Genomic DNA, 22,002 nt, shown 5'->3' on the forward strand with positions numbered 1-22,002 from the left:
CTCACTCCTCAAATGGCACATAGTGTTCACTGTCACTATTTGGTGACGAGTTGATCGGTGGTGTAGGTCGACTGCGATACTGTTTGTCACTCTCACTACGTAACTTAAACAAGGATACCGTGCCACGGATCTCGCCTGCTTGGTCTTGCACCATCTTCGCCGTCGATGCCAACTCTTCAGATGCCGAAGCATTTTGCTGTGCAATCTCATCGAGCTGAGATACGGTACGATTAATTTCCGCTACACTGGTGCTTTGCTCGGTCGAAGCTGCCGTGATTTCTTGAACCAAATCGGCCGTTTTATCGATATTTGGCAACATACGCTCCAGCATGCCGCCTGCATGCTCGGCAATTTTCACGCTATTTTCTGCCAAAGAGCTAATCTCTTGCGCTGCAACCTGACTGCGCTCAGCCAGTTTCCGCACTTCATCTGCCACCACAGCAAACCCTTTGCCGTGTTCACCTGCACGAGCAGCCTCAATTGCGGCATTGAGCGCCAATAAGTTGGTTTTGTAGGCAATATCTTCAATGATGCTGATCTTCTCAGCGATTTCATTCATCGCTGACACCGTGTCTCGCACCGCACCGCCACCTTCGTTGGCTTCAATACTCGACTGAGTGGCGATTTCATTGGTGGTCTTGGCGTTGTCGGTATTCATCGAGATCGAGGAGCTCATCTGATCCAATGATGCACTCGTCTCTTCAACACTTGCGGCCAACTGATTCGAACTTGAGCTCAACATTCGCGAGGTCGTGGTCACTTCATTGGTACTGTGGGCAATGGACTCCACCGACTGTTGAATATCAAGCAAGATATTTTGTAGCCGCTGCAAAAAGCCATTAAAGCTTTTCGCTGTTTCGCCAATTTCATCATCACCAAACTCTGGAATACGGCGGGTTAAATCCCCTTGGCCAGAACGTAGATCTTCAGCCGCTTCTGCGAGCGCATTAATCGGAACAACGATGCCACGAATCAGGAACAGGGCAATACCAAAGGCTAAAAGTGACGCTAGTCCGAGCAAGCTCCAAACCAATACAATACTCTCTTCCGCCGCATCGATTAACGAACCTAACGATTTTTTGGACGCTTCATTAGCGTCTAAGCTGATTTGGTCGAGCAGTTTTTCCATGATGCGAAACACGTCATGCTCTAATCGGTCAATATGCTGAGCTGCAATAATTTTGTCTCTAGGACGATAAGTGGCAAACAGCTCTTTACCACCGTTATAGATGCCCAGATACATGCGCTCAAGTTCGGCTAAGTTTTTGATCTCTTGCGGACGCCGCTCTAGCGGCTTTATCTCGGCTAAGAAGCTAGCAAAAGCTCGCGAATCTTTTTCGAACGCATTAACAGCACCAATCTCACCACGCATATAAGCGTTTAGTGAGTTAATCATATCCCCTTCTTCATCAATCATCTCTAGGTAGTAACGAACACCTTGCAGATCGTCGTTAAGCACTTCATTAAAATCACCCGATGAACCAGCGTCTTGAACTTCTTCTTCCTTCATCGCATCAAGCAGTGCTTCTAAGGGTTCAGCAAACTCGGTATAGATGTAGTTAAACTTGTCGATTGCCTTTTGCTCTTGTTGTGGGTCAAAAGCATTAAACACATGCGTTTGAGCCTCGTCATAATAGCGCTGTGACAAACTCTCAAGCTGGCGAACAATCACTGGGTCGAGACTATTAAGCTGTTTTAGCTCCTCGAAGAAAGTAACAAACTCGGTATAGTTGGCACGAAAATCTTCCTTCTCATCCGCCTCTCCGGTGATGAACTCCAATACGTTCGAGTTCATGTCCCCCAGTTCATCGAGCATCGACAGAGACAATATCGACTCAGGGATATTGAACTTACCGACCCAAATGGCAAAGTCCTCTATCTGCCGATTTTTGATTTGAACCGAAATGGCGATCACCAACATCAAAATGCCCATACTAAGCATGGCGATGATGATTTTGCTGCGAATGGTTAGGTATTTGATCATATTATGCTCCTCACCCAGCACTGGTGACTTGGTGGTTCAGCTGATAGTCATTGATAGCGACTCGGATAAGTGCCGATACGTCTAAAATAAACGCCACTTCGCCAGAGCCTAAAATGGTGGCACCACTGATACAGCGCATTCCTTCGAACAGTTTTCCGAGCGGTTTAACTACAGTTTGAAACTCCCCTTTGAGCGTGTTCACCACCAGCCCTGCTTTCACAGCACCGAACTGAACGACAATCAAAGAGAGCTTCTCAAACGCTTGATGGGTGAGACTCCCAAACAGGGTCTCTAAACGAATGAATGGCAAAACTTCACCGCGTAGATATAGAAAATCTTTGTTGGCTATTTCGCTCTCTGCGACCACTTCACATAGCTCCATACACTCAACCACGGTATCAAGCGGCACCACATAGTTAGACTGGCCAACTTCGAACATGAAACCTTCAATGATGGATAACGTTAACGGCAAGCGAAAACGAAAGCAGGTACCTTGCGAAGGCTTAGAATCGACTTCGATGGCTCCACGTAGTTGCTCGATATTTTGCTTTACTACATCCAACCCAACGCCGCGACCGGAAATGTTGGTCACATCTGAAGAGGTACTAAAACCGGGGGCAAAGATTAAGGTTAAGAGCTCTCGCTCAGCGAGTTCTTCATGGTTAGCTATCAGGCCTTGCGCGACTGCTTTGGCTTTTATCAACTCAAGGTCAAGCCCCGCACCATCGTCTCTAACTTCCACAACAATGGAGCCTGCGTCATGGTAACTTGCGAGAGTAATTTGCCCTGCTTGCGATTTCCCTAGCACTTGACGTTGCTCTGCCGACTCCAGTCCATGGTCGACGGCGTTACGCAATATATGCAGCAATGGGTCGTTGATTCGTTCAATAAAAGTTTTATCAAGTTCAGTATCTGCACCTTGAATGCTCAAATTGACTTCTTTACCCAATTCAGCGGCGAGATCGCGAACTACTCGCTTGTATTTATTGAAAGTTTCGCCAATCGGGATCATCCGCAGCTTTAGACTGCTGTCGCGTACATTTTCCACCAGCCGTTCAAGCTGGCTAATGGACTCATTAAGTTCCTCGTTACCCAGCGAGCGAGCCAGCAACCCGGTTCTTGCGCCACTGATCACCATCTCGCCGACTTGATCGATAAGATTATCGAGCTTGTCGGCATTGACTCGTAATGTCCGGCTCGATTGGAGGGCCAAAGATTGGTTGATGTCATTGATACTTTCTGGGCTGGCTTGCTGATCTTGGCTATCTGACTGAACTGCAATACCCATGGTTTGAAGAGCTTGCTCTCTTAACGCCAGCCAATCAGGAGCGAGTGAAATTTCATTGGCATCAACCGCAACGCTAGGTGAATTGAAAGGAAGTATAGAGAGCTGTGATTCGTGAATAATGAACTCAAAAGCAGCCCGCACCTCTTCTGCAGTCGCATCAGCATTGAGCAGTATTTCAAACCCGAGATAACAAATTTCAGGATTGAACCCTTGCTCCATCATTGATGGAGAAGGTACGCAAGTCATATCTGTCACTTGATACTGCTGAGCTAGATAGTGAATAAAGGAGCTCGGGTCCAAACCATCTTGAAATACACTTGGGTTGGGGTAAAAAGAGATCCACCACTGAGTTTGATGCTCGCAGGCCCCGTTAGTTAGCTCGACGCACTTGGTATCGAGCTCGGCAATCATCTGTTTATCGAGGTCACTCAGCTTGTTGGACTCATCACCGCAGTTTGCTACCAAACCGACCAAGTGGTCTTTAAGCTTTAGAAACAAGTCCACCAAAGGCTTATCGAGCACCAATTCGCGATTGCGAATTTCATCCAGCAGGCTTTCCCCACTATGGGCAACTTCAACGATCACTTCGAAGCCAAACAGACCCGCACTGCCTTTGATGGTATGAACGGCACGAAAAAGCGCATGAATGTAGTGGAGCTGCTGTTGGGAGGATGCGCCATCAATAGCAAGCAACTGCTGCTCGGCATCTTCTAGAAGCTCATTGGACTCATTGATAAAGGTAATGACCGCTTTATCTAGGTTCATCTCACACCTTCATCAACTTGAGATACACCTAGATTCTGCATCCACTGTTGTAGGATTTCAGATTTATTTAGCTCAATATCTATCGACTGTTGATGGCAATAAGTCTGAAGCCAAATCACCAGTTGCACGCCAGCACTATCTATCGCTTCGACCTTGGTTCCATCAACCACTAGTGATTCTGGTAAAGACTGCAAAACCTCCAGTAGCTCGACGTGCAAATCGCTGACTTCATAAATGGTGAGTTCGTTAGGCAGATTTAACAACATAGGCAACCCTTACACTGGCAGTAGCTTTTTAACGGCTTCCAACATTTGGTTGGGTTTGAATGGCTTGACCATCCATGCTTTAGCGCCAGCCTTTTTGCTCTCTTCCATCAGATATTCTTGCTGCTCGGTTGTGAGCATGATAATGGGAACAAACCGATACTCTTTTATTTGTTTAACCGCTTTGACGAACTCTATCCCATTCATAATCGGCATGTTGACGTCACTAATGATCAAATGCACCCGATCATTGGCAAGCTTTTCGAGTCCATCTTGCCCGTCACATGCTTCGACGACATGATAGCCAGCACCACTGAGCGCAATACTCACCACCTGGCGCAGTGAATCGGAATCATCAACAATCAGTACTGTTTTCATGCTTACTCCCTGCTAAAAAAACGTCATATCTTTATCTGATTTAGCCATCTGTTTACTGCCCGTCTCCTCCGGCTGTTCAAGATGTTCAATCACTTTATTAATCGTGAAAGCGTGCCCAGATTGGTAGTTATGTAATTGCTCATCTAAGGTCTTGATCCCGTTGAGTGTCGAAGTTAGGTTTTGATTTACTCGATCAAAAAACTGTAGCTCCATCAAGATTTGGTTGCGGATAGCGTCGATTTCGTCGGAATTCTGAGATTGCTTGAGGTCAATAAAATGCTGGGTAAGCTGTTGAATCGAATGCTCCCCCTGAGATAGAGCAGACTCTAAGTTAGTAATAACCAGTGGGTTAATAGAATCCGTGAGCTGCTGACAAAGTATCTGCTTGTCAACCAACTCTCTTTCCATTTGGGCTTGCTGCTTTTTCAAAGCAAAATCGAACACCGCCACGTTGAGCACAGATGACAATAAAAATATCACCATGGTCAGCAGTGAGTTTTGAGTTGCGAACAGCACACACAGTGATATCAAAGCTGCGCTGAATAGCGCTCGAATAAGTAACACTCGCAACTCCCTAATCCACTGACATTAATATTAGCCTAGTCAATAAATAGCTAACTGCGAGTTTGTGAAGGAGTTTTTAGGCAGATTTATCTACATAGTTTGCTTTGAGTTGCTCGATAGTCAGAGGCTTATCTATGTAATAGCCTTGCAAGATGTCACAGCCATAAGCGTTCAAAACATCTTTTTGAGTTTCCGTTTCTACCCCTTCGGCGACAATCTTCATGCTAGAAGAGTGGCCAATAGCGATGATCGCTTTCACTAACGAATCACTTTGTTTTGAGCTCATCATCTTGTCTACAAAGCTACGATCGATCTTAATTTCGTTGATCGGTAGGTGACTCAAGTAGCTCAGGGATGAATACCCTGTACCGAAATCATCCAAGGAGATACTAAAACCAAGTGAACGTAAGGATTCAATCACTGGGGTCACTTTGACCAAATCATTGATCAATACATTTTCGGTGATCTCTAAAGTGAGGTGTTGTGAATCTAATTTGGTGGTTTCCATTAGCTCTTGCAAACGAGGCAAGAAATCTGGTGCCATCAATTGCAATGGAGACAGGTTAATCGACAAGCAGATCGGCATTTCATCATTACCAAACAGCTCACCAATCTCTTGGCACGCCCGGCTCATCACAAACATGCCGAGATCATCTATCAAGCCTATCTCTTCTGCCACCGAAATGAATTCTGCTGGGGATACATGCCCAAGCTGTTGGTTGTGCCAGCGAAGCAGGGCTTCAACGCCATACAGCTCGCCAGTTGCTGCTTCGATTTGTGGTTGATAGTGAATTGAAATCTCGCCACGGTCTAACGCATCACGAAGCTCTCGCTCCAGAAGGAAATCGTACTGAACTTGACGATTGATGGTCTGATCGAAAAACAGCACATCCCCTTTCTGTTTGGCTTTCGATTTGTACAGCACGATATCGGCTTTAGAGATCAACTCTTCTGGCTGGTCTCCATCCGACGGATACATTGACACACCGATAGTGCAAGAGGTGTGTAACACTTTACCTTCAATCACAAACTGCTGCTTAAACACGTTTTGGATCATTTCTACTTTCTTCTCTGCCTCGCTTAAACTCGACAGGCAAGGGAAACAGAACACAAACTCGTCACCACCAAAGCGCGCCACGACTTCATCGTCGCCGAGCAACGCATTAAAGTGTTCACCAATTTTACCCAGCAATAAATCCCCCGCAGAGTGACCATAGAGATCATTCACTTTCTTAAAGTCATCAAGATCGACAAACATCACTGCCAACTGTTTGTACTCTTGTTGAGAACGTTCAATGCCTTTGTTGATGTGCTCATGCAGTAAAGTTCGATTCGGCAACCCAGTTAATGAGTCATGCAGCGCCATGTGCTCAAGCTGGTTTTTGGTATCTTCAAGAGAATTAAAGTCACTGCTGATTTTGGATTGAAAACGCTCAAAGCGACGACCAATCATTCGGCTTAAAGCGAGGGAGAAGAAGGCAACCACTATGGTTGTAATTGTGCCGATGGTTGCCATCTGTGTCAGAGCACGCTCATTCAACTCGCGAACTTGCTGCTCTCGTTCATTAAGGTAGCGGTCCGTCACTTGCGCATAAGAGCCACTGCCAATCACCCAGTTCCAATCTTTCAACTGCACCACGTAACTGTTCTTAGTCGGATCAGAGACGTTATTGGGAATGTATGGGCTTTGGTAGGTGATAAACTGTTTATCCGCCGCCAATAATTGCGTCATCTCTTCAATACGGTCAGGGTTTTCAGTGATGTCTAAAACATTCGCCCCCACCAAAGAGCGGTCAATGTGAGCCAGTACATTGCCTTGCAAGTCAAAGATAAATGCATAGCCATACTCACCAAAGCGAAGCTGCTTTACCCAGCCAAGCACTTCTCGCTGGATGTCGGCTTCTACATCCACGACATAATCACCAGTGCCTATAAACCAATCATAAGGTTCGAAGTATTTACCAAATCCAACCTTTTCAAATTCTTGATTTTTGTTTTGAGGCTTTACGAACCACCAGCGATAAAATGCTTCGCCATACTCTTTTACTTGTTCACCCATTTCTCGCACGATGTACGAACCACGCACGTCTTTAAAGTCCCACAAAGACTTGCCCTCTACTTGTGGCAGTAGTGGGTGCATGATGTTGATACCGTTGGTTTTATAGATAAAAAAGTAGCCGCGGCCGTCATTGAAGCGAATGTCTCGGAGCGCATCGGTGATCAGTTTGGTTACCTGTTCTTCAGGCTTATCTTTATTTGCTTCATAAAGACGGGTGGCAATTTTATGTGCTTCGTAGATACGAGACTTAATGGTAGATTCGAGCTGATGCTCGGTACGGTTTTTAGCGAAAGTGACTTGCTGAGTGATGTAGTTAACTTGATTCTTAATCAAGTCTTCTTGGCGCTGCTGATTTTGCTCTCTCAGACTTTCCAATTCTTGCTGAGAGTTATCCAACGCTGTCTGTATTGAGAAGACTACCCAAATCAAAGTAAACAAAGCAACAATACTGGCTGGTGCATACTTGATCAGTCGGATCAGTTTATTATCAGTCAGTTCCGCCATTTTCACTCCATCTATCTCACAATGACTACCCTAAAACATAGCCATAAGCGTTTGATTATGCGAGCTGAAAACGAAAAAACGTGACTAAAAATCACAGTGGAATTTTATCGAGTACCTTGATGCATATAAATTAGCGTAATAGCTCAGTAACGTCTTATTACTTTTCTCTCTTTTCTGCCCTCCACTTCCCTGATAGTCTTAGCCCCCAATTTTTCTGCACTGCACTGACCATGAAACTTAGCTCTAGCCCAATCACTACGCACCAGTTCGAGGATCGCACCTTCTATCTCAAGCGCGATGACCTGCTGCACTCGCAGTTTAGTGGCAATAAAGCAAGAAAGTTTATGTCGCTACTGCAAGAAGAGTTTCACGAGATTGATACTCTGATCAGTTACGGCAGCGCCCAAGCCAACTCGCTTTATTCTCTGGCTACCTTAGCCAAGATCCGAGGATGGAAGCTGGAGTTTTATGTTGCCAACATTCCTAACTGGTTAAAGCAAAATCCGATTGGCAACTATCGAGCCGCGCTAGAAATGGATGCACAAATCATTGAAACACCAAGAGGAGTGCATCCTAGTGACTACATCACTCAAGCGCGCAACCCTCAAGCTAACTGCCTATTTGTGCCTGAAGGTGGACGCAGTCAGATGTCGGAAGTTGGTGTGACGGGACTTGCACGAGAGATTGGCGATTGGATTATGCAAAAACGCCCGACCAAGCCCGTTGTTGCATTGCCGAGTGGCACGGGAACCACTTCAATTTATTTGCAAAAGTACCTTCAACGTTACGATGTACCCGTACTGACGTGCGCCTGTGTGGGCGGCCCCGACTACCTTACCCAACAATGGGACTCTTTGGGTGAAAGCGCCCATCCAACCATACTGACGCTCGAAGATAAGCATCACTTTGGTCATTTGTACTTAGATGATTATCAAATCTGGCAACAATTAGAAGAGCAAACCTACGTTGAATTTGATCTGCTCTATGACCCGATGATGTGGCGTTGTCTACGACCTTGGTTGAAACAAAATCCCGACTCAACACTGATTTATGTGCATCAAGGTGGCCTGATCGGCAATGAGTCCATGTTGCCACGATATCGAAGAGAGTTTGAAGCTTTTTTAGCCGATAACAAGTCAGACACTTACTGATAGAGCAACAAAATCCAAAGAAATTAGTTCTACTTAAAACCTAGTTCGCACTTTTGGGTTCCTATCTACTACTTACGTATAACACCCACACAAAATTGATTTAAATCAATTTGCGTTACTTATTTTCGTGCAATGTTAACTGTGCGTTACATAAAAAGATAAGTGAGGTGCTTTATGGAACTTAAGCAAGACCCTAGATGTTACACGGACGTATGTATTAACGGAAAGTGGTATCACCACGACCACTGCACTGACAAAGCCTATATGCTAAAAGGCGGTTCTTCTCCAAGCATCGAACTTCAAAAAATGCCAACGACTGAAAACGAACTGGTCGAACTCATCACTCTAGCTCAAATTTAAACTCTCACCACCCAGCTATAGGTCATTGGACTTTAGGCTGGGTGGTTACCTTTTCACCGTTTGAAATCAAATCTGCACGATTTTTGTCACTAAAATTGACCAACTAGGTTAGTATGCGGGCAATTTTGTATGACAAATAAATTTTCATGTCCCAAGCAGCTAATCAGGCGATATTTTTGCTGGTCATCGCCAACCTTCTTGCGTCGTTATCAGACGTATCGCTCAAAATTCTAAATGGTGAAGTTCCGACTTTTCAATACGTGTTTATTCGCCAAACACTCACGGTGCTTATACTCTTGCCGCTGTGGCTAAAATTGCCTCGTGTCGAGCGTATGCAAGGCTGCGGAAAAATTAACTTTTGGCGGGCGCAATTTATTTTAATGGGCAGCGCATGTGCACTGATCGCTCTGACCTATTTACCTTTGGCCACAGCCAACGCCATGTTTTATGTTGGCCCGATATTAATGTTGCCCTTATCAATACTGGTGCTCAAAGAGTCCCCTACTCGTGGCAAGGTGATTGCGACCTTAATTGGTTTCTTTGGTGTGTTGATCGTGCTTAGACCAGACCATTTCCATTGGGCGGCTATTGCAGCATTAGGCAGTGCACTTGCGATGGGCATAGGTAATATCTTGATCAAACGCCTGCCTCAAGACCAGCATATAATCTCAACGCTATTTTGGACCAGTGTACTGACTTTACCCGTATCACTCGTGCTTGCGATTCGAGAATGGAGCGACATCAGTCTGACCCATTTGGGCTGGATCACCGCCGTGAATCTATTTGTGCTCGGGTATCACGCCCTTGTTGTCATGGCATACAAAAAAGCACCCGCTAACCAGATCGCGCTAGCGGAGTATTCCGGTTTAGTTTTTGTTACCACCTTTGGTGTGATGTGGTTTGATGAGATACCAGATGCACTCACCTTGGTCGGTATTTTACTTATCGTAGTGCCGATGATGCCAATTCAGTGGAGAAAGCTGATTAGTAGCGATAAGAAAACCAGCAAACAAACTTCTTAAGCCCATAAAATATATGCCCTTGCCGCACCTATTAGCCAATCTAATAGGTGCTCATTTAATATCATCAAATTACTTTGGTTAAATATTCGTAAGGCACGGATTTGCCGTTAAGAAGAAAGGAGCTTTTACATATTACGAGGTTATTCCAATGAAAAAAGCATTCCTAGCCGTAACACTTGCTGCTCTATCATCAGGCGCAATGGCAAACGAAGTTCCAGCACAAGAAGAACAAGTTAACTATGGCGATCCAACCGCCTCTTTCTCAACACTCGGCGTTTCGCGCAGCGATAACGCTACCCAGCTCAACATGATGGTTGGGGCAGGTGCAAATATCTACCAACTCGATTTGACTGCCAACGACCACAAATTTACCAAAGAGAGCATGAGCTACCGTGGTCGATACTTCCACGTCACTGATGGCATTGGTTACTCGGTCGATGTCCTGGGTGATATGAAGAAAAACAACGCTAGCACCACAGCACTAGCCGGCATGATTTACAAATTCCAAGTAACAGATAATGTCATGGTGTTCCCAATGCTTTCTGCTGGTTATACCCACTTTGGAGAGAAACAGTCTGTGCTTGAAACAGGCAAAGATCATAATAGCTCTACGCTTATCCAAGGCGGCGTTTACGCCATGTACGGATTTGACGCAGGTCACTGGGTATATGCTAACCCGAAAGTCACCCGTGTAAGCAGCACTGAGCAGACTATCCCGCAAGTTGAGTTAGGTGGCGGTTTCATGGTGGCAGACAATGCCTCGATCGGCCTAAAGCTTGAACACACAGGCAAAGTACAAGGCAAGACACTCGCCTCGGAACTGGGTGAAGAGCGCAAAGCAGAAACCACCACTTGGATCCAAGCGAACTACTACTTTTAAGCAACAAAATCACTCGGGCACACACCTCAGTGATTATGGCTAGAACTTCAAGAATAAAAGTGCCATTTGGTGCTGTTTCTAAGGGCTTGAGTTAAATTGGCAAAGAATGCCCCTCCCCTTGCCAAGGGGAGGTTGGGAGGGGGTCTGATAGAAGCTTAAACTTTCCCATTTTTAATTGCTTACGCAAGAAACAGGGTTACTCTTGGCTTTTTAGTTGCGCCACCACTTTCGGTGGCGCTATTTCACTAAGCTGCGCTAGGCATTGCTCGGTTTTATCACTGCCTGATTTAATGTAAATATCGCAAAGCGCATAAAGCTGCTCAGGTGCTCCAGAGAGCAAATAGGCTTGCTCAAATGATGTCACCGACTGCGCCATATCGATCGGCTCTTGCAGCACCCCATTTAAATACCAAAAATAGCTGTTGGTCTTAGCTTTGTTCGCAGCTAGCTGCATCGAGATAGCCGCCTGTGGCTTGTTATCCAACCTCACCAAAGTAAGCGCCTTGGAATAGAGCAGGTTTTCATCTTGCTTAAAATAAACCAGCCCCTCATCTAAAACCTTCAACGCTTGCTGATCATTGCTTTTTGCTCGGTAGTTATCGGCATAGTGAAGCCACACATCGGCAGAGTATTCAGGATGATCATTTGCCAACTTTTGATACAATGGCTGCGCATTCTCAAAGTCACCTGTCCAGCGATAGATATTGGCTAAGAGTAAGTCTGCTTCTAAGCTCTCACTGGTTTTTAATACCGAGGTAAGTTCCGCAAGCACAGGGCTCAACGACGTTTGCTCTGGTGTATCTAATTTGCTGAACTCTTTCGATAAATTAATCGCAGCGGCGAACCTTAAATCTTGATCCTTATCGGCTAGCAGAGGTGACACTAATCGCCAGCGATAGCTTAATTGATAAGGTGTACTGGCCTCGACGGCTGCTAATCGAATCTCTTTATGTTCGGACGACAAACCGCGCGCAACAGCAACTAGCGCATTTTGGCTTGGGAAATTGGCAAGCTCATTTAAAGCCGTCACTCGCTCCGAAATGGTGGCATTCTTATCCTGAGCGGTATACGAGAGTTGCGAGACCCGCTGCGCTGCCGATGGTTGGGCTGTGCTAGGTACTTCCACCCTAGGTGCTTGAGTGATTGGTGCAGAGAAAGCTGTTGTTGAACACACCAGACACAATGCGGCGATAAGGCTGACTTTACTCATTTTTTAGTTCCTTATAACTGCACTTGGAATGTATGGCTTTGCGCCATCAATTGCTGAAGCTTTTGGTCGTTGAAACGGCCGTGAGCCACTGGATTACGTGTCGCTCGCAAAATCTGTGCGATGCCTCGGTCAGCATGCTTGAAGAATTTATTCCAACCTTTGCACAGGTAGTTAAGCCCTTCTTCACCTTCTTTGGTGGCAATGAATCGATTCTTTGGACATTCACCATGACAAGCAAACTGGTACTCACACTGCTGACACTGGCTCGGTAAGTTACGCGTCTTAGCAAAGCCAAACTTTTGCTGCTCTGGGCCATAAGCCATCGCATCTAATGGTTTCTGCTCGATGTTCCCAATTTTGTATTCTGGATATACATAGTGGTCACAGGCAAACACATCGCCATTAGGCTCTACAGCAAGGCCTTTACCGCAAACTGAGCTTAGTGTACACAACGGATTTGGACGTCCCATCCATGTCTCTACGCTGGCTTCAAAGTACTGGATGAACACCTTGCCCAGATCTTTTGCCATCCACTCATCAAATACAGCAATCAAAAAGTTTCCCCACGCTTCGTCAGAAACAGACCAAGGCTCCATAATGGAATCCTTGTTGCCTGGGATCAGTCTTTTATCCCCTTGCTTGAAGCTAACTTGATGGTCTTGGGTTTGCGGCGCTACAGTGCGAAAGCTCTTTTGCTCTACGATAGGAATAAACTGCATTTGTGGTGACTTAACCACATCACGCAAGAAGCGATACACTTCAAGTGGATTTTGACTGGTGAGGTTGTTAACACAGGTTAAGGTTGCAAACTTCACCTCATATTCGTGTAACAGTTCTACCGCACGCATCACCTGACGAAACGTACCTCGACCTGCTTTATTGGTACGGTAAGTATTATGTAGCAGTTCAGGCCCATCAATACTAAGACCAACTAAGAAGTTATTCTCTTTTAAAAACTGCGCCCACTCTTTATTGAGTAGTGTGCCGTTGGTTTGCAGATCATTCGAGATAACTATCCCTTCTGGGCAGTATTTTTTCTGTAACTCAACAATACGACGAAAGTAATCCACCCCCAGCATGGTTGGCTCACCACCTTGCCAAGAGAAAATGATTTCCGGGGTATTTTGTCCTTCAATGTACTGGCGAATGTAATTCTCCAGTGTCACATCATCCATCTTTGGCGAACATCCCGGTTTATAATCCAGTAGATCTTGTTTGCTCAGGTAGTAACAGTAATCACAATCGATGTTGCATGCCGCACCAATAGGCTTTGCCATTGCGTGCATACGTTTAGACGCTTTACCGTTAAATTGTGGACCTTGAGTTAAATGCATGTGTCACCTCGAACTTGCTGTTTCGAGAGCCATCATAAACCGCCCCCTGAGTGGTGGCTTGTTATAGAGACTATAACCTTTTTTCATGTCCAGACTGGTTAAGATTACACCACATAAATTCCCTTATCTCATATAGGCGCACTGATGGTTAAAATCGATACTCGTTGGACTCTACCACTGGTTTCTACCCTCGCTTTGTCACTGGCAGGGTGTGCCACTACACCACCCCATCCTCTGGCTGAAAAGATCAATCAAGACATGGTGTTAGTTGAGGGTGGTCAATTCGTTATGGGCTCGGATGACGCAATCGCTCGCAAAGCAGAACAGCCTGCACATTCCGTCAGCGTCAGCAGCTTCTATATTGCGAAATTTGAGGTGACCCAAGAGCTGTTTGAGGCAGTGATGGGCGGCTCAAACAGCTTTTTTCCTGACCCCAATATTCCGGTCAATAACCTAAGTTGGCAGCAAGCAAACTACTTTATCGACCAACTCAATGCGCTAACAGGTGAGACTTATCGCCTGCCAACCGAGGCCGAATGGGAGTTCGCAGCCAAAGGCGGCAATATGAGTTTAGGTTATACATACGCCGGTTCTAACGACTTAGACGCCGTTGCATGGCATGCAGGCAATTCAAACAATCGAGCTCAGCCTGTGGGGCAAAAACAACCCAACGAGCTTGGCCTTTATGACATGACGGGCAACGTCGGCGAGTTCGTGATCGACGCATATGACGACACCTTTTACCGCTATAGCCCAAGCGAAAACCCAAGCAATGCCAAACAAGAACAAGCAGGTCTTGCCCACAAATCAGTGCGGGGTGGAAGCTTTGCGTATGACGGCGACGAATCGCAAAATTTCCGTCGAGATTTTGCCAGCCAAAACATCATCATGTCCGACATGGGACTGCGTCTCGCCAAAGATGCTAACTAGGAAAACAGGATCACCCAGCCTAGCGGTGCGGTGGGCGAAGTGCTAACTGAAGTTATTCAACCTTAGATTTCACTCGTAAATAGTTGTAAAGGCGAGCAAATAAACGTAAACCTATTTGATATACCGTACGACAGCCACTAAGTTTTTATTGAGTCGTTCATCTCAAGGAGAAACATATGAGAACATTCATCGTACTATTGGGGCTTATGGGTTCCGTCAGCGCCTTCGCAAGTACCGACGCTGAGCTTTGCAAACAGTATGGACACGACATCGCGAGTAATTCCGCCAAAGGACAGGCGCATTTTCTCACCGAAATGAACCAGCGAGCCTCCCAAGGCACATGGACTCTCGATGCAAAAGAGTGCAACGCACAAATCGCACAAGGGAAATGGGATTACAACTCACAAATTGCCGAGATGTTCAGCAGCGACTAACCTTAAGTCTCGAATAAAGCCCTCGCTTGAATTTAAGCGAGGGCTTTTTTTGATTAGGGCGTGTTGACCTAGCTAGTAATGGTTTTGGCTGCATGTTTTAACTGCTTTCGCAGCCAAATGTGCGCACTGTCGTTGATGCGACTTGGATGGTAAATAGCGCAGAGGTAGTGCAAAGAGTTATCAAAAGGCAAAGGTACCGCCTTCACTTTATAGTTGTCTGCAAATGCGTTAATCGTCGAGTGTGGCAAAATGCCGATATATTCTGTCCCGCTGATCAATGGCAACATCTCCAAAGCACCTGCCGCTCGACATACAATTTTTCGCTTAGTGATGTCGGCGATATGCTGCTCTTTAAGTAAGCTGCCTCTCGAATGCCAGCGCGACACCACGATATGCTCTTCCTCTAGAAACTGCTCAGAAGTGATACTGTCACTTATTCTTGGGTGATTTTCACTGCATACCACCATCAGTTGCTCACTAAACAGCTCATCAACTTTCAAATTAGAGTGGCCGTCAGGTGGCATGTCGATGATCAAATCATAACGTTGCAAGCGCAAATCACTTTCATAATCTTCGGTAAACAGCGGGTGTACCTCTAAGCCGATATTCGGAGCGATCTGGCGGATCTGTTTTAGCAATTCTGGAATCAGCGCATAGCTCGCCACAGACATACAAGCCAAAGAAAATATTCGATTAGATACCGAGGGCTCAAACTCGGTTGAGGCCGATAACGTAGAAGTGTAGTTCTTTAATGCTGCAGACAAGGCAGGATAGATATCACTGGCAAAACTGGTCGGCTCAACCCCTGACGCACTGCGATGAAATAGTGGTTCATTGTAGACATCACGTAAACGAGCCAGCGCTTTACTGACCGCTGGCTGTGTAATCTCTAGTCGAGTCGCAGCTTTGGAGAGACTCTGCTCTTCATAAATCGCCACAAAAATTGGTATTAAATTGAGTTCAGTACTCTTCATACCTCTCCTGATCTTCTTTGTTCTCAATGACTCTATTTACGTTGTTCGACGCCTACGGGTGTTTCGACTTCGTCAACAACCTTATCCTGTGACCTTATTTGAGGATGCGATTTTTCCAAGATTTTCCTTTCTGATTTTTGAACTCTTATATTGATGTACGCAATCAACGATATAATGAGCGGGATAATGTCCGTTTCATAATAATAAACGACAACAATCAGCAATAGTCCTATAAGAAATAAATCATCAATAAAGTCTTTTCGTTTTATCATTGCTCACTCCCTTTAAACAACAGATAAATGCAAGTAAACGCATAACATTCCCCTAACAGTACCAGATTAAGAAATGGACACAAAAACATTATTTATTAATGAGTTACTCACCGTAAATATAACTTAAACACTAGTTAGAAAAATCGGTACCCAAGTGTTCTCACTGTTTGAGGTCCTTACTTGTTTTAATCGTTGCTAGCTGTGGAATCGCTTTAGGTAACACCACACCTTTCGCTCCCCTCCAGACCTTGGTTATTTTTAACCAGCAAGCCAGATAAGGTAGCGGAGAACTTGGATGATTTTGAATTCGCTCTGCACGCTCTCTGTCCGCTTCACTCCTACTCGAATCAACTAGCTCCAATTGAGCTTGTTGGTGGCGAAGCCGCTTGTAGATCAATCGCAACGCAATTGCCCACTGTTGGTTATGTAAACTTGTAAGCAATAGGGCTATTTCAGGCGTTGGATGATTTTTCAAGTAACGATTGGTACCCAGCCACAACATGATGATGAGAGTCATTGCTGCAACTAGAGATATCAGAGCCAGTTTATGCGCTGCCAGCCAAGACGAGAGTGTGTGTGAAACCTCAATGGTATACTCCTCAACGACCAAGGTTTCTAGTTGCTGGATATCACTATTCCACCAAACTAACTCGATGGCAGGAAAAGTAATGCTGCCACCTTGCTGCAACACATACACTTGGGACTCTTCTAATGTCGAGACATTGGTTGTGCGCCTGACGTGGTCTTGTCGAATCTTAGGTTGTGGGTAGACTTGATACGCTTGGTTAGCCCCAAACGGCATCAAATCTGGCAACAACGGAGAAAAGCTATTGTGCGCCTCAAGGGTGATGGTTCGAGTAATACTATCGCCCACTTTTAGCTCAGAGCTAGATTGCTCGACTCTCTGTTTAAGGCTTGCTTGAGTTGCAATGAACCAGTCACCATCGTGAGAAAGGTGAGCGGATGCTAGTCCAGCGGTAAAGCGCATTGGTGGTGTATAGACAACACCTGCTACTTTGCTTCTGTCACTTGCTGCCACTTGAACAGATACTGGAAGGGGTGGCACAAGGTAATCTCCTGATGCCATTGGATAGAGTGCAACTTCCCAACGCTGGCGAGACCAAGTTTTCCCGTGTTTTCGCTCGGTGTAATTGGTGGCTAATGGACTTAGCTGCTTAACAAACACATTAGGAATGTCAACGTGGCCAATTTGGGTACCACCGGTAAACCATTGGGTTGTTGCTACTTCAATATTGAGAATGGTCTGTTGCCGTACGTGAGTGTTTTGCTGCGATTCATCGATCCACGCTACTAATTCGAACTCACCGTTTTCCTTCATATCTGCCAACGTCATTGGCTGAGCATAGGCCATCAAAGAAAACAGCCCCGCTAAAGCAAACAGCAGTATGTGTTTTAGCCCTGTATTATTCATTTGACCTCCGATGGAAGCGTTGGCACTGCCTGTGATTGCAAATGCTGAAGGTGAAACTTGGCTCGCAAAAACTGCTTGGGGTCGCTCTCGACTCGTGACAGCCATTTATCTGCCAGCTCTTGACTACCAAGTATTTCATTGGCGTTTAGCGTCTCTTTAAGCATCAACTTATCCGCGGTTTTCTCTTCTGCACCATCGGCGGTTTGCGGCATTTCATCAGGCAACTCAAACGACTCTTCTGGTCCATCGGTTGTACCTGATTGGCTTTCACTGACACGGTTAATCTCTTCGACTATGCCACTCACCACTTCAAGATTGTTTTCAACCATTGGACGAAGCGTGTCACTGAGCGATTCACTTTGAGCTAGTTCAGCCAGCAAGTTACGAGCGGCAAGGTATTCTCGCTGCCTTGCCAATGCACTAGCGGCATTGACCAAGCTGAGTTGCGCCTTGTCGCCTACTTCAACTCTGGCGGCCTGCATAAAAGCACTATGTGCTTGTTTAAACTCTCGAGCGTAGTAGTGAGCGATGCCTTGTCGCATTGGGTCTTGAAAGTGTTCCGCCGCTGTAGCGTATTCTCCTTGCTCAAACCAACGTTGACCTTGCTGATCTGGAGTTAACCAAATATCCCACCAGCGTTGAGCCATCTTTTGCTGCCAACTTACAGGCACCACCTCAACCTCGATGGAATTGCTTGATGTAACAAACTGCGCTTGCACAGCTGGGGAATAGCCGATTGGCATGAGTACTGCTCCCAACAAACACCATTGCACAAGCCATCCACGGCGAAACCACAACAGGACCAAAATCGCTACGGGGAAAACTAGTAGATAGCCCATATCTTGCCAAGGCATGGCTGAATCACCGTTGAGCTGCATATTACGCTCAACCAAGCTGTCTAGTTGGCTAACGTCACTGCCATCTATCGAAATTCTAACTAGAGAGCCTTGAGTTCTCTTGGCTAAAGCCTGCAACGAGTTCAAATCAAAGCTTGAAGCGCTCTCTTCTCCAACAGCAAGCACCAATAGCTGGTGCGAGCTTTGGTCAAAGTAATCAGCATAAGCATCAATAGCAGGAGCACTCACACCATCGCTTATCAGCACAACGGTAGCACCTAGTGTGCTTTGAAGCTGCTGCTCGATAAGGGGCAATGCGCTTTCAGCTTGCTTACCTTTCACTGGCATAATTTCAGGTTCAATGGCATTTAGAAATGGCACTAAAACCGAGCTGTCTTGGGTCAATGGCATAGCGATGTGAGCAGAGCCAGAATATACAACTAGGCCACTTTTCCCACCTTGGCGAGCAGAAATCAGGTCACGCACCTTATGCTTTGCTCGCTCAAGACGGCTTGGTGCAATGTCCGTTGCCTTCATGCTGTCACTGACATCCATCACCACTAACATTGACGCCTTATCTTCATTAAATGGCGATGCTTGACGCTGCCAACTTGGACCTGCGCTGATAAACACACTCAATATCACAACGAGAGTGAGCACTTTGATCGGTAGTTGACGCTTCCAACCTTGCTCACCCACAGTAAGAGCTTTGCGCAGATGCTCAGGCAAGTTTTGCTGCCATTTAGGCTGCGTGTTCTCTCGCCAGCGAAGCCAAAGCAGTACCAACAAAGGGAGCAGTGCTAACAGCCAATAAGGACGTAAGAAATGGAACTGGGATAACCCCTGCACCAAGTGCTGAACATTCAAATGGAACCCATCAAACATGCTTGTCTCCTACGGTGGAAGATTGGGCGAGACGGTTCCATCGTCGTTTCATTGAAGCGGCGCTAAACGCCAACAAATAAATCACTACCACCAAACTGATAAAGTAGTGATGCGCACTCTGCTTTGGTCGATAAGTGGTACTTTCAAAGCGTTGCGGCTCAAGCGCATCAATCTGTTGATATGCATGCTCAAGCGCCAGTCGGTCAAGCGCTTGAAAAGCACGCCCTCCAGTATCTTTGGCTATTCGCTCGATGGTATGCATATCCATCGCCGACTCACCGACGGTGTTTGGGTCACCCATCGCCACTACATGAATTCTAACGTTAAGCGCACTCGCCACCTTGGCCGCTTCGATCGGCTCAACAAAGCTACCTGTATCATTGCCATCCGTTAAAACGATCACCACTTGCTCACGATCATCATTCACTTCACTTTGCTGGAACACCTTGATAGCTAAACCGATCGCATCCCCAAGATGGGTGCTCTGTCCGGCCATCGCTACGTCGGTCTGATTGAGCAGTGCTTGCCAAACATCGAGATCATCGGTGAATGGAGTTTGTACAAACGCCGCATCACCAAACAAAATAAGCCCCAATCGGTCTCCTTGACGCCGATTAGCAAAGTCTGCCAAGACCGCTTTAGCGGCCTCAAGACGAGACAACCTATGACCTGTGTCTGAGATAAAGTCCTGCTCGGCCATCGAACCTGATAGGTCAAGCGCCACCATAATATCTCGACCAAATTTCTCCCGAGTTTGTGTTTCACCCAGCACCACAGGTTTCGCCATTGCACAAACGATAAGCACCCAAGTAAAAATTAACGCCAAGCGCTGCCACCACTTTGGTGAGAGCTGGTCGGCGCCTTCAGTTAAAGGCTCATCAAGTGCTTCAACGATACGATTGAAAAATGGCACTTTGATCGCAAATTGCTTGCTGCGATAAGCAGGCACTAGGAAGTAAATCACCACCGGCAGAGGCAACACCATGAACATCCATGGTTGTTCAAACACTAGATTTAGATGCTTTATCCCTTCAATCATGGCTCACCTCGGCAATTGCGGGTTTATGCTGCTTTAACCACTGCATGGCTCGTAGGGTAAGTTCATTACGCTGCTGGAGTGACAGCTCTACACTTGGATTCACCACCGAGTTCATCCATAACTTCCCGAGCTTGTCATCAAAGCGAACTTGCCCATCGGTCATCTGCTCTAAGGCTTGCAGGAATGGCGCACCAAATAGGCTCGCAGACGTCGGCTGAATGTAGGTCATGACTAGTTTCAAGACTTGATACGTCGATTCTTCCAACTTGTGTTGCTCGGCGCAGGCTCGGGTTAACACCATTAAGGCTTCACGACGGTATCTTTGGTCCCACCAGCGGCGTATCTGATTAATTAATAAGTACACACAAACGGTTGCGACCAAACTAAACAGTACTTTCCAACCGAGCGTTTGAGGCATCCAAGAAACAGGGGCTAAGACTTCAACATCTTGTAAATTACGCAAGATGTAAGTGCTTGGTGCATGATGCTCAACCATGTCAACGACCTCCAAATTGCGCTGTAAAATCAGAGATATGATTTCCTAGAGTATTTACCTCTAGGTAAGGCAGGCGTTTAATAGCCATCAGGTTATTAAGAATTGCAGTGCTTTGTGATTGCCACTGTTCAAGGCGCTGATTGACCTTATCAATCTTGCTGCTCATATCTAGGTTGGTTTGAAACTGGCCATCGCCTACGACCCAAGGGGTTTGCGCCATGCTTTGAGGGATGGTTTGCTCCATAGGGTCAACAACGCGAATGGCAATCACATCATTTCTTCGCTGCATCTGTTTGAGTTGATCGAGCTGGTTCTCGTCGCAATCGTGCCAATCACTGATGATGACGATGGTAGATTGCCTAATTTTCATTCGTTCAAGCTGGGATACCATATGAGTAAAACTCACCTCTGGTTTATCTCGGCTTTCCACATTGAGCGCTTGGTTATGTGCCACGAGCTGGGCCAACTGTTGTGCGTATCCACTTTGCTGACGCTGTGGCTGCCCTATCCACAATGTGTCTGGTGTTAGCATTATCAAGCGTACTCGATCACCATGGTTCAACACTTTCCACCCGTAAAGGGCAGCAAGTTCAGCGGCGACAACCGACTTCATCAACTCAAGCGAACCAAAGAACATGCCGCTACGCTGATCAACCACAATGATCACATTACGATCTTTCTCTTCGGTGTAACTGCGCACATGAGGTTTCCCTGTACGCATAGTGACCTTCCAGTCAATATTGCGCACATCATCCCCAATGTGATAATGCCTAAGCTCTTCGAAATTCAGTCCTCGACCACGAAATGCCGAAGCAGTCCGGCCAGCCATCAATGAGGTGTGTTTGAGCGCTGGGTGATAATTAAGTTTTGCCGCATAGGATTTAAGCGCCATCAGCTGCGCTTGTGATGTGTGAATGCGAAGGTCCGTTGAGTCATTCATCG

Annotated in this window: 21 protein-coding genes; 6 read left to right on the forward strand and 15 right to left on the reverse strand. The window is 46.1% G+C overall.

Features of this window, described 5'->3' with window-relative positions:
- Position 1: 1 nt before the first annotated feature.
- The 6 genes from J4N39_RS09025 to J4N39_RS09050 all read right to left on the reverse strand — a co-directional run bounded on the left by J4N39_RS09025 (position 2) and on the right by J4N39_RS09050 (position 7,805).
- Positions 2–1,933, reverse strand: a complete 1,932-nt coding sequence (locus tag J4N39_RS09025) for a methyl-accepting chemotaxis protein (RefSeq protein ID WP_503063917.1) — start codon at positions 1,931–1,933, stop codon at positions 2–4.
- Positions 1,934–1,994: 61 nt separating this feature from the next.
- Positions 1,995–4,037 (reverse strand): chemotaxis protein CheA, encoded by a 2,043-nt coding sequence (locus J4N39_RS09030; RefSeq protein ID WP_252018317.1) that lies wholly within the window; start codon positions 4,035–4,037, stop codon positions 1,995–1,997.
- On the reverse strand, positions 4,034–4,303 hold the full coding sequence (locus tag J4N39_RS09035) for an STAS domain-containing protein (RefSeq protein WP_252018319.1): 270 nt from the start codon (positions 4,301–4,303) through the stop codon (positions 4,034–4,036). Before J4N39_RS09035 ends, J4N39_RS09030 begins: the two co-directional genes overlap by 4 nt.
- 9 nt (positions 4,304–4,312) lie before the next feature.
- Positions 4,313–4,678 (reverse strand): response regulator, encoded by a 366-nt coding sequence (locus J4N39_RS09040; RefSeq protein WP_252018321.1) that lies wholly within the window; start codon positions 4,676–4,678, stop codon positions 4,313–4,315.
- Positions 4,679–4,690: 12 nt separating this feature from the next.
- Positions 4,691–5,242: a hypothetical protein gene (locus J4N39_RS09045; RefSeq protein ID WP_252018325.1), complete on the reverse strand. Its 552-nt coding sequence runs from the start codon at positions 5,240–5,242 to the stop codon at positions 4,691–4,693.
- A gap of 76 nt (positions 5,243–5,318) precedes the next feature.
- The gene (locus tag J4N39_RS09050; protein ID WP_252018340.1) at positions 5,319–7,805 is read right to left on the reverse strand and encodes a bifunctional diguanylate cyclase/phosphodiesterase; all 2,487 of its coding nucleotides are present in this window, start codon (positions 7,803–7,805) and stop codon (positions 5,319–5,321) included.
- 230 nt (positions 7,806–8,035) lie between these two features.
- Here J4N39_RS09050 and J4N39_RS09055 point away from each other — a divergent pair, with 230 nt between their 5' ends.
- From J4N39_RS09055 to J4N39_RS09070, 4 genes are all read left to right on the forward strand, one after another.
- On the forward strand, positions 8,036–8,956 hold the full coding sequence (locus J4N39_RS09055) for a 1-aminocyclopropane-1-carboxylate deaminase/D-cysteine desulfhydrase (protein WP_252018342.1): 921 nt from the start codon (positions 8,036–8,038) through the stop codon (positions 8,954–8,956).
- Between the two features lie 174 nt (positions 8,957–9,130).
- Complete coding sequence (locus J4N39_RS09060; protein WP_252018344.1) at positions 9,131–9,316, forward strand: hypothetical protein; 186 nt, start codon at positions 9,131–9,133, stop codon at positions 9,314–9,316.
- Positions 9,317–9,462: 146 nt separating this feature from the next.
- Positions 9,463–10,338 (forward strand): DMT family transporter, encoded by an 876-nt coding sequence (locus J4N39_RS09065; RefSeq protein ID WP_252018346.1) that lies wholly within the window; start codon positions 9,463–9,465, stop codon positions 10,336–10,338.
- 148 nt (positions 10,339–10,486) lie between these two features.
- Positions 10,487–11,218 (forward strand): hypothetical protein, encoded by a 732-nt coding sequence (locus J4N39_RS09070; protein ID WP_252018348.1) that lies wholly within the window; start codon positions 10,487–10,489, stop codon positions 11,216–11,218.
- Between the two features lie 196 nt (positions 11,219–11,414).
- Here the strand turns inward: J4N39_RS09070 and J4N39_RS09075 are convergent, their stop codons facing one another.
- Together J4N39_RS09075 and J4N39_RS09080 are read right to left on the reverse strand one after the other, a co-directional pair.
- Entirely contained in the window at positions 11,415–12,428 is a 1,014-nt protein-coding gene (locus tag J4N39_RS09075; RefSeq protein ID WP_252018350.1) for a hypothetical protein, read from the reverse strand.
- Positions 12,429–12,439: 11 nt separating this feature from the next.
- Entirely contained in the window at positions 12,440–13,762 is a 1,323-nt protein-coding gene (locus tag J4N39_RS09080; protein ID WP_252018352.1) for an anaerobic sulfatase maturase, read from the reverse strand.
- A gap of 144 nt (positions 13,763–13,906) precedes the next feature.
- Between J4N39_RS09080 and J4N39_RS09085 the strand changes: the two genes are divergently transcribed.
- Both J4N39_RS09085 and J4N39_RS09090 read left to right on the forward strand, forming a co-directional pair.
- Complete coding sequence (locus J4N39_RS09085) at positions 13,907–14,692, forward strand: formylglycine-generating enzyme family protein (RefSeq protein WP_252018355.1); 786 nt, start codon at positions 13,907–13,909, stop codon at positions 14,690–14,692.
- Between the two features lie 176 nt (positions 14,693–14,868).
- Positions 14,869–15,126 carry a hypothetical protein gene (locus tag J4N39_RS09090; protein WP_252018357.1) on the forward strand — a complete coding sequence of 86 codons (258 nt, stop codon included), beginning with the start codon at positions 14,869–14,871 and terminating at the stop codon, positions 15,124–15,126.
- A 68-nt stretch (positions 15,127–15,194) separates the two neighbouring features.
- Here J4N39_RS09090 and J4N39_RS09095 read toward each other — a convergent pair whose 3' ends face one another.
- From J4N39_RS09095 to J4N39_RS09125, 7 genes are all read right to left on the reverse strand, one after another.
- Entirely contained in the window at positions 15,195–16,100 is a 906-nt protein-coding gene (locus J4N39_RS09095) for a LysR family transcriptional regulator (protein WP_252018359.1), read from the reverse strand.
- A gap of 32 nt (positions 16,101–16,132) precedes the next feature.
- Positions 16,133–16,372, reverse strand: coding sequence for a hypothetical protein (locus J4N39_RS09100; RefSeq protein WP_252018361.1), 240 nt, complete (start codon positions 16,370–16,372; stop codon positions 16,133–16,135).
- A gap of 160 nt (positions 16,373–16,532) precedes the next feature.
- Positions 16,533–17,804 carry a hypothetical protein gene (locus J4N39_RS09105; RefSeq protein ID WP_252018363.1) on the reverse strand — a complete coding sequence of 424 codons (1,272 nt, stop codon included), beginning with the start codon at positions 17,802–17,804 and terminating at the stop codon, positions 16,533–16,535.
- On the reverse strand, positions 17,801–19,525 hold the full coding sequence (locus tag J4N39_RS09110) for a VWA domain-containing protein (protein WP_252018365.1): 1,725 nt from the start codon (positions 19,523–19,525) through the stop codon (positions 17,801–17,803). The genes J4N39_RS09105 and J4N39_RS09110 overlap by 4 nt, the downstream gene beginning before the upstream one ends.
- The gene (locus J4N39_RS09115) at positions 19,518–20,564 is read right to left on the reverse strand and encodes a vWA domain-containing protein (protein WP_252018368.1); all 1,047 of its coding nucleotides are present in this window, start codon (positions 20,562–20,564) and stop codon (positions 19,518–19,520) included. Before J4N39_RS09115 ends, J4N39_RS09110 begins: the two co-directional genes overlap by 8 nt.
- The gene (locus J4N39_RS09120; protein ID WP_252018370.1) at positions 20,557–21,060 is read right to left on the reverse strand and encodes a DUF4381 domain-containing protein; all 504 of its coding nucleotides are present in this window, start codon (positions 21,058–21,060) and stop codon (positions 20,557–20,559) included. The genes J4N39_RS09115 and J4N39_RS09120 overlap by 8 nt, the downstream gene beginning before the upstream one ends.
- Position 21,061: 1 nt before the next feature.
- The gene (locus J4N39_RS09125) at positions 21,062–22,000 is read right to left on the reverse strand and encodes a DUF58 domain-containing protein (RefSeq protein ID WP_252018372.1); all 939 of its coding nucleotides are present in this window, start codon (positions 21,998–22,000) and stop codon (positions 21,062–21,064) included.
- Positions 22,001–22,002: the final 2 nt, after the last annotated feature.

It is taken from the genome of Vibrio sp. SCSIO 43136, from assembly GCF_023716565.1.
GTDB lineage: Bacteria > Pseudomonadota > Gammaproteobacteria > Enterobacterales > Vibrionaceae > Vibrio.

Coding starts and splice junctions, on each gene's coding strand:
- J4N39_RS09030 (WP_252018317.1), bottom strand. CDS start 4,037: ATGAACCTAGATAAAGCGGTCATTACCTTTATCAATGAGTCCAATGAG.
- J4N39_RS09125 (WP_252018372.1), bottom strand. CDS start 22,000: ATGAATGACTCAACGGACCTTCGCATTCACACATCACAAGCGCAGCTG.
- J4N39_RS09080 (WP_252018352.1), bottom strand. CDS start 13,762: ATGCATTTAACTCAAGGTCCACAATTTAACGGTAAAGCGTCTAAACGT.
- J4N39_RS09120 (WP_252018370.1), bottom strand. CDS start 21,060: ATGGTTGAGCATCATGCACCAAGCACTTACATCTTGCGTAATTTACAA.
- J4N39_RS09105 (WP_252018363.1), bottom strand. CDS start 17,804: ATGAATAATACAGGGCTAAAACACATACTGCTGTTTGCTTTAGCGGGG.
- J4N39_RS09050 (WP_252018340.1), bottom strand. CDS start 7,805: ATGGCGGAACTGACTGATAATAAACTGATCCGACTGATCAAGTATGCA.
- J4N39_RS09065 (WP_252018346.1), top strand. CDS start 9,463: ATGTCCCAAGCAGCTAATCAGGCGATATTTTTGCTGGTCATCGCCAAC.
- J4N39_RS09060 (WP_252018344.1), top strand. CDS start 9,131: ATGGAACTTAAGCAAGACCCTAGATGTTACACGGACGTATGTATTAAC.
- J4N39_RS09085 (WP_252018355.1), top strand. CDS start 13,907: ATGGTTAAAATCGATACTCGTTGGACTCTACCACTGGTTTCTACCCTC.
- J4N39_RS09040 (WP_252018321.1), bottom strand. CDS start 4,678: ATGAAAACAGTACTGATTGTTGATGATTCCGATTCACTGCGCCAGGTG.
- J4N39_RS09075 (WP_252018350.1), bottom strand. CDS start 12,428: ATGAGTAAAGTCAGCCTTATCGCCGCATTGTGTCTGGTGTGTTCAACA.
- J4N39_RS09100 (WP_252018361.1), bottom strand. CDS start 16,372: ATGATAAAACGAAAAGACTTTATTGATGATTTATTTCTTATAGGACTA.
- J4N39_RS09035 (WP_252018319.1), bottom strand. CDS start 4,303: ATGTTGTTAAATCTGCCTAACGAACTCACCATTTATGAAGTCAGCGAT.
- J4N39_RS09095 (WP_252018359.1), bottom strand. CDS start 16,100: ATGAAGAGTACTGAACTCAATTTAATACCAATTTTTGTGGCGATTTAT.
- J4N39_RS09115 (WP_252018368.1), bottom strand. CDS start 20,564: ATGATTGAAGGGATAAAGCATCTAAATCTAGTGTTTGAACAACCATGG.
- J4N39_RS09025 (WP_503063917.1), bottom strand. CDS start 1,933: ATGGGCATTTTGATGTTGGTGATCGCCATTTCGGTTCAAATCAAAAAT.
- J4N39_RS09055 (WP_252018342.1), top strand. CDS start 8,036: ATGAAACTTAGCTCTAGCCCAATCACTACGCACCAGTTCGAGGATCGC.
- J4N39_RS09090 (WP_252018357.1), top strand. CDS start 14,869: ATGAGAACATTCATCGTACTATTGGGGCTTATGGGTTCCGTCAGCGCC.
- J4N39_RS09110 (WP_252018365.1), bottom strand. CDS start 19,525: ATGTTTGATGGGTTCCATTTGAATGTTCAGCACTTGGTGCAGGGGTTA.
- J4N39_RS09070 (WP_252018348.1), top strand. CDS start 10,487: ATGAAAAAAGCATTCCTAGCCGTAACACTTGCTGCTCTATCATCAGGC.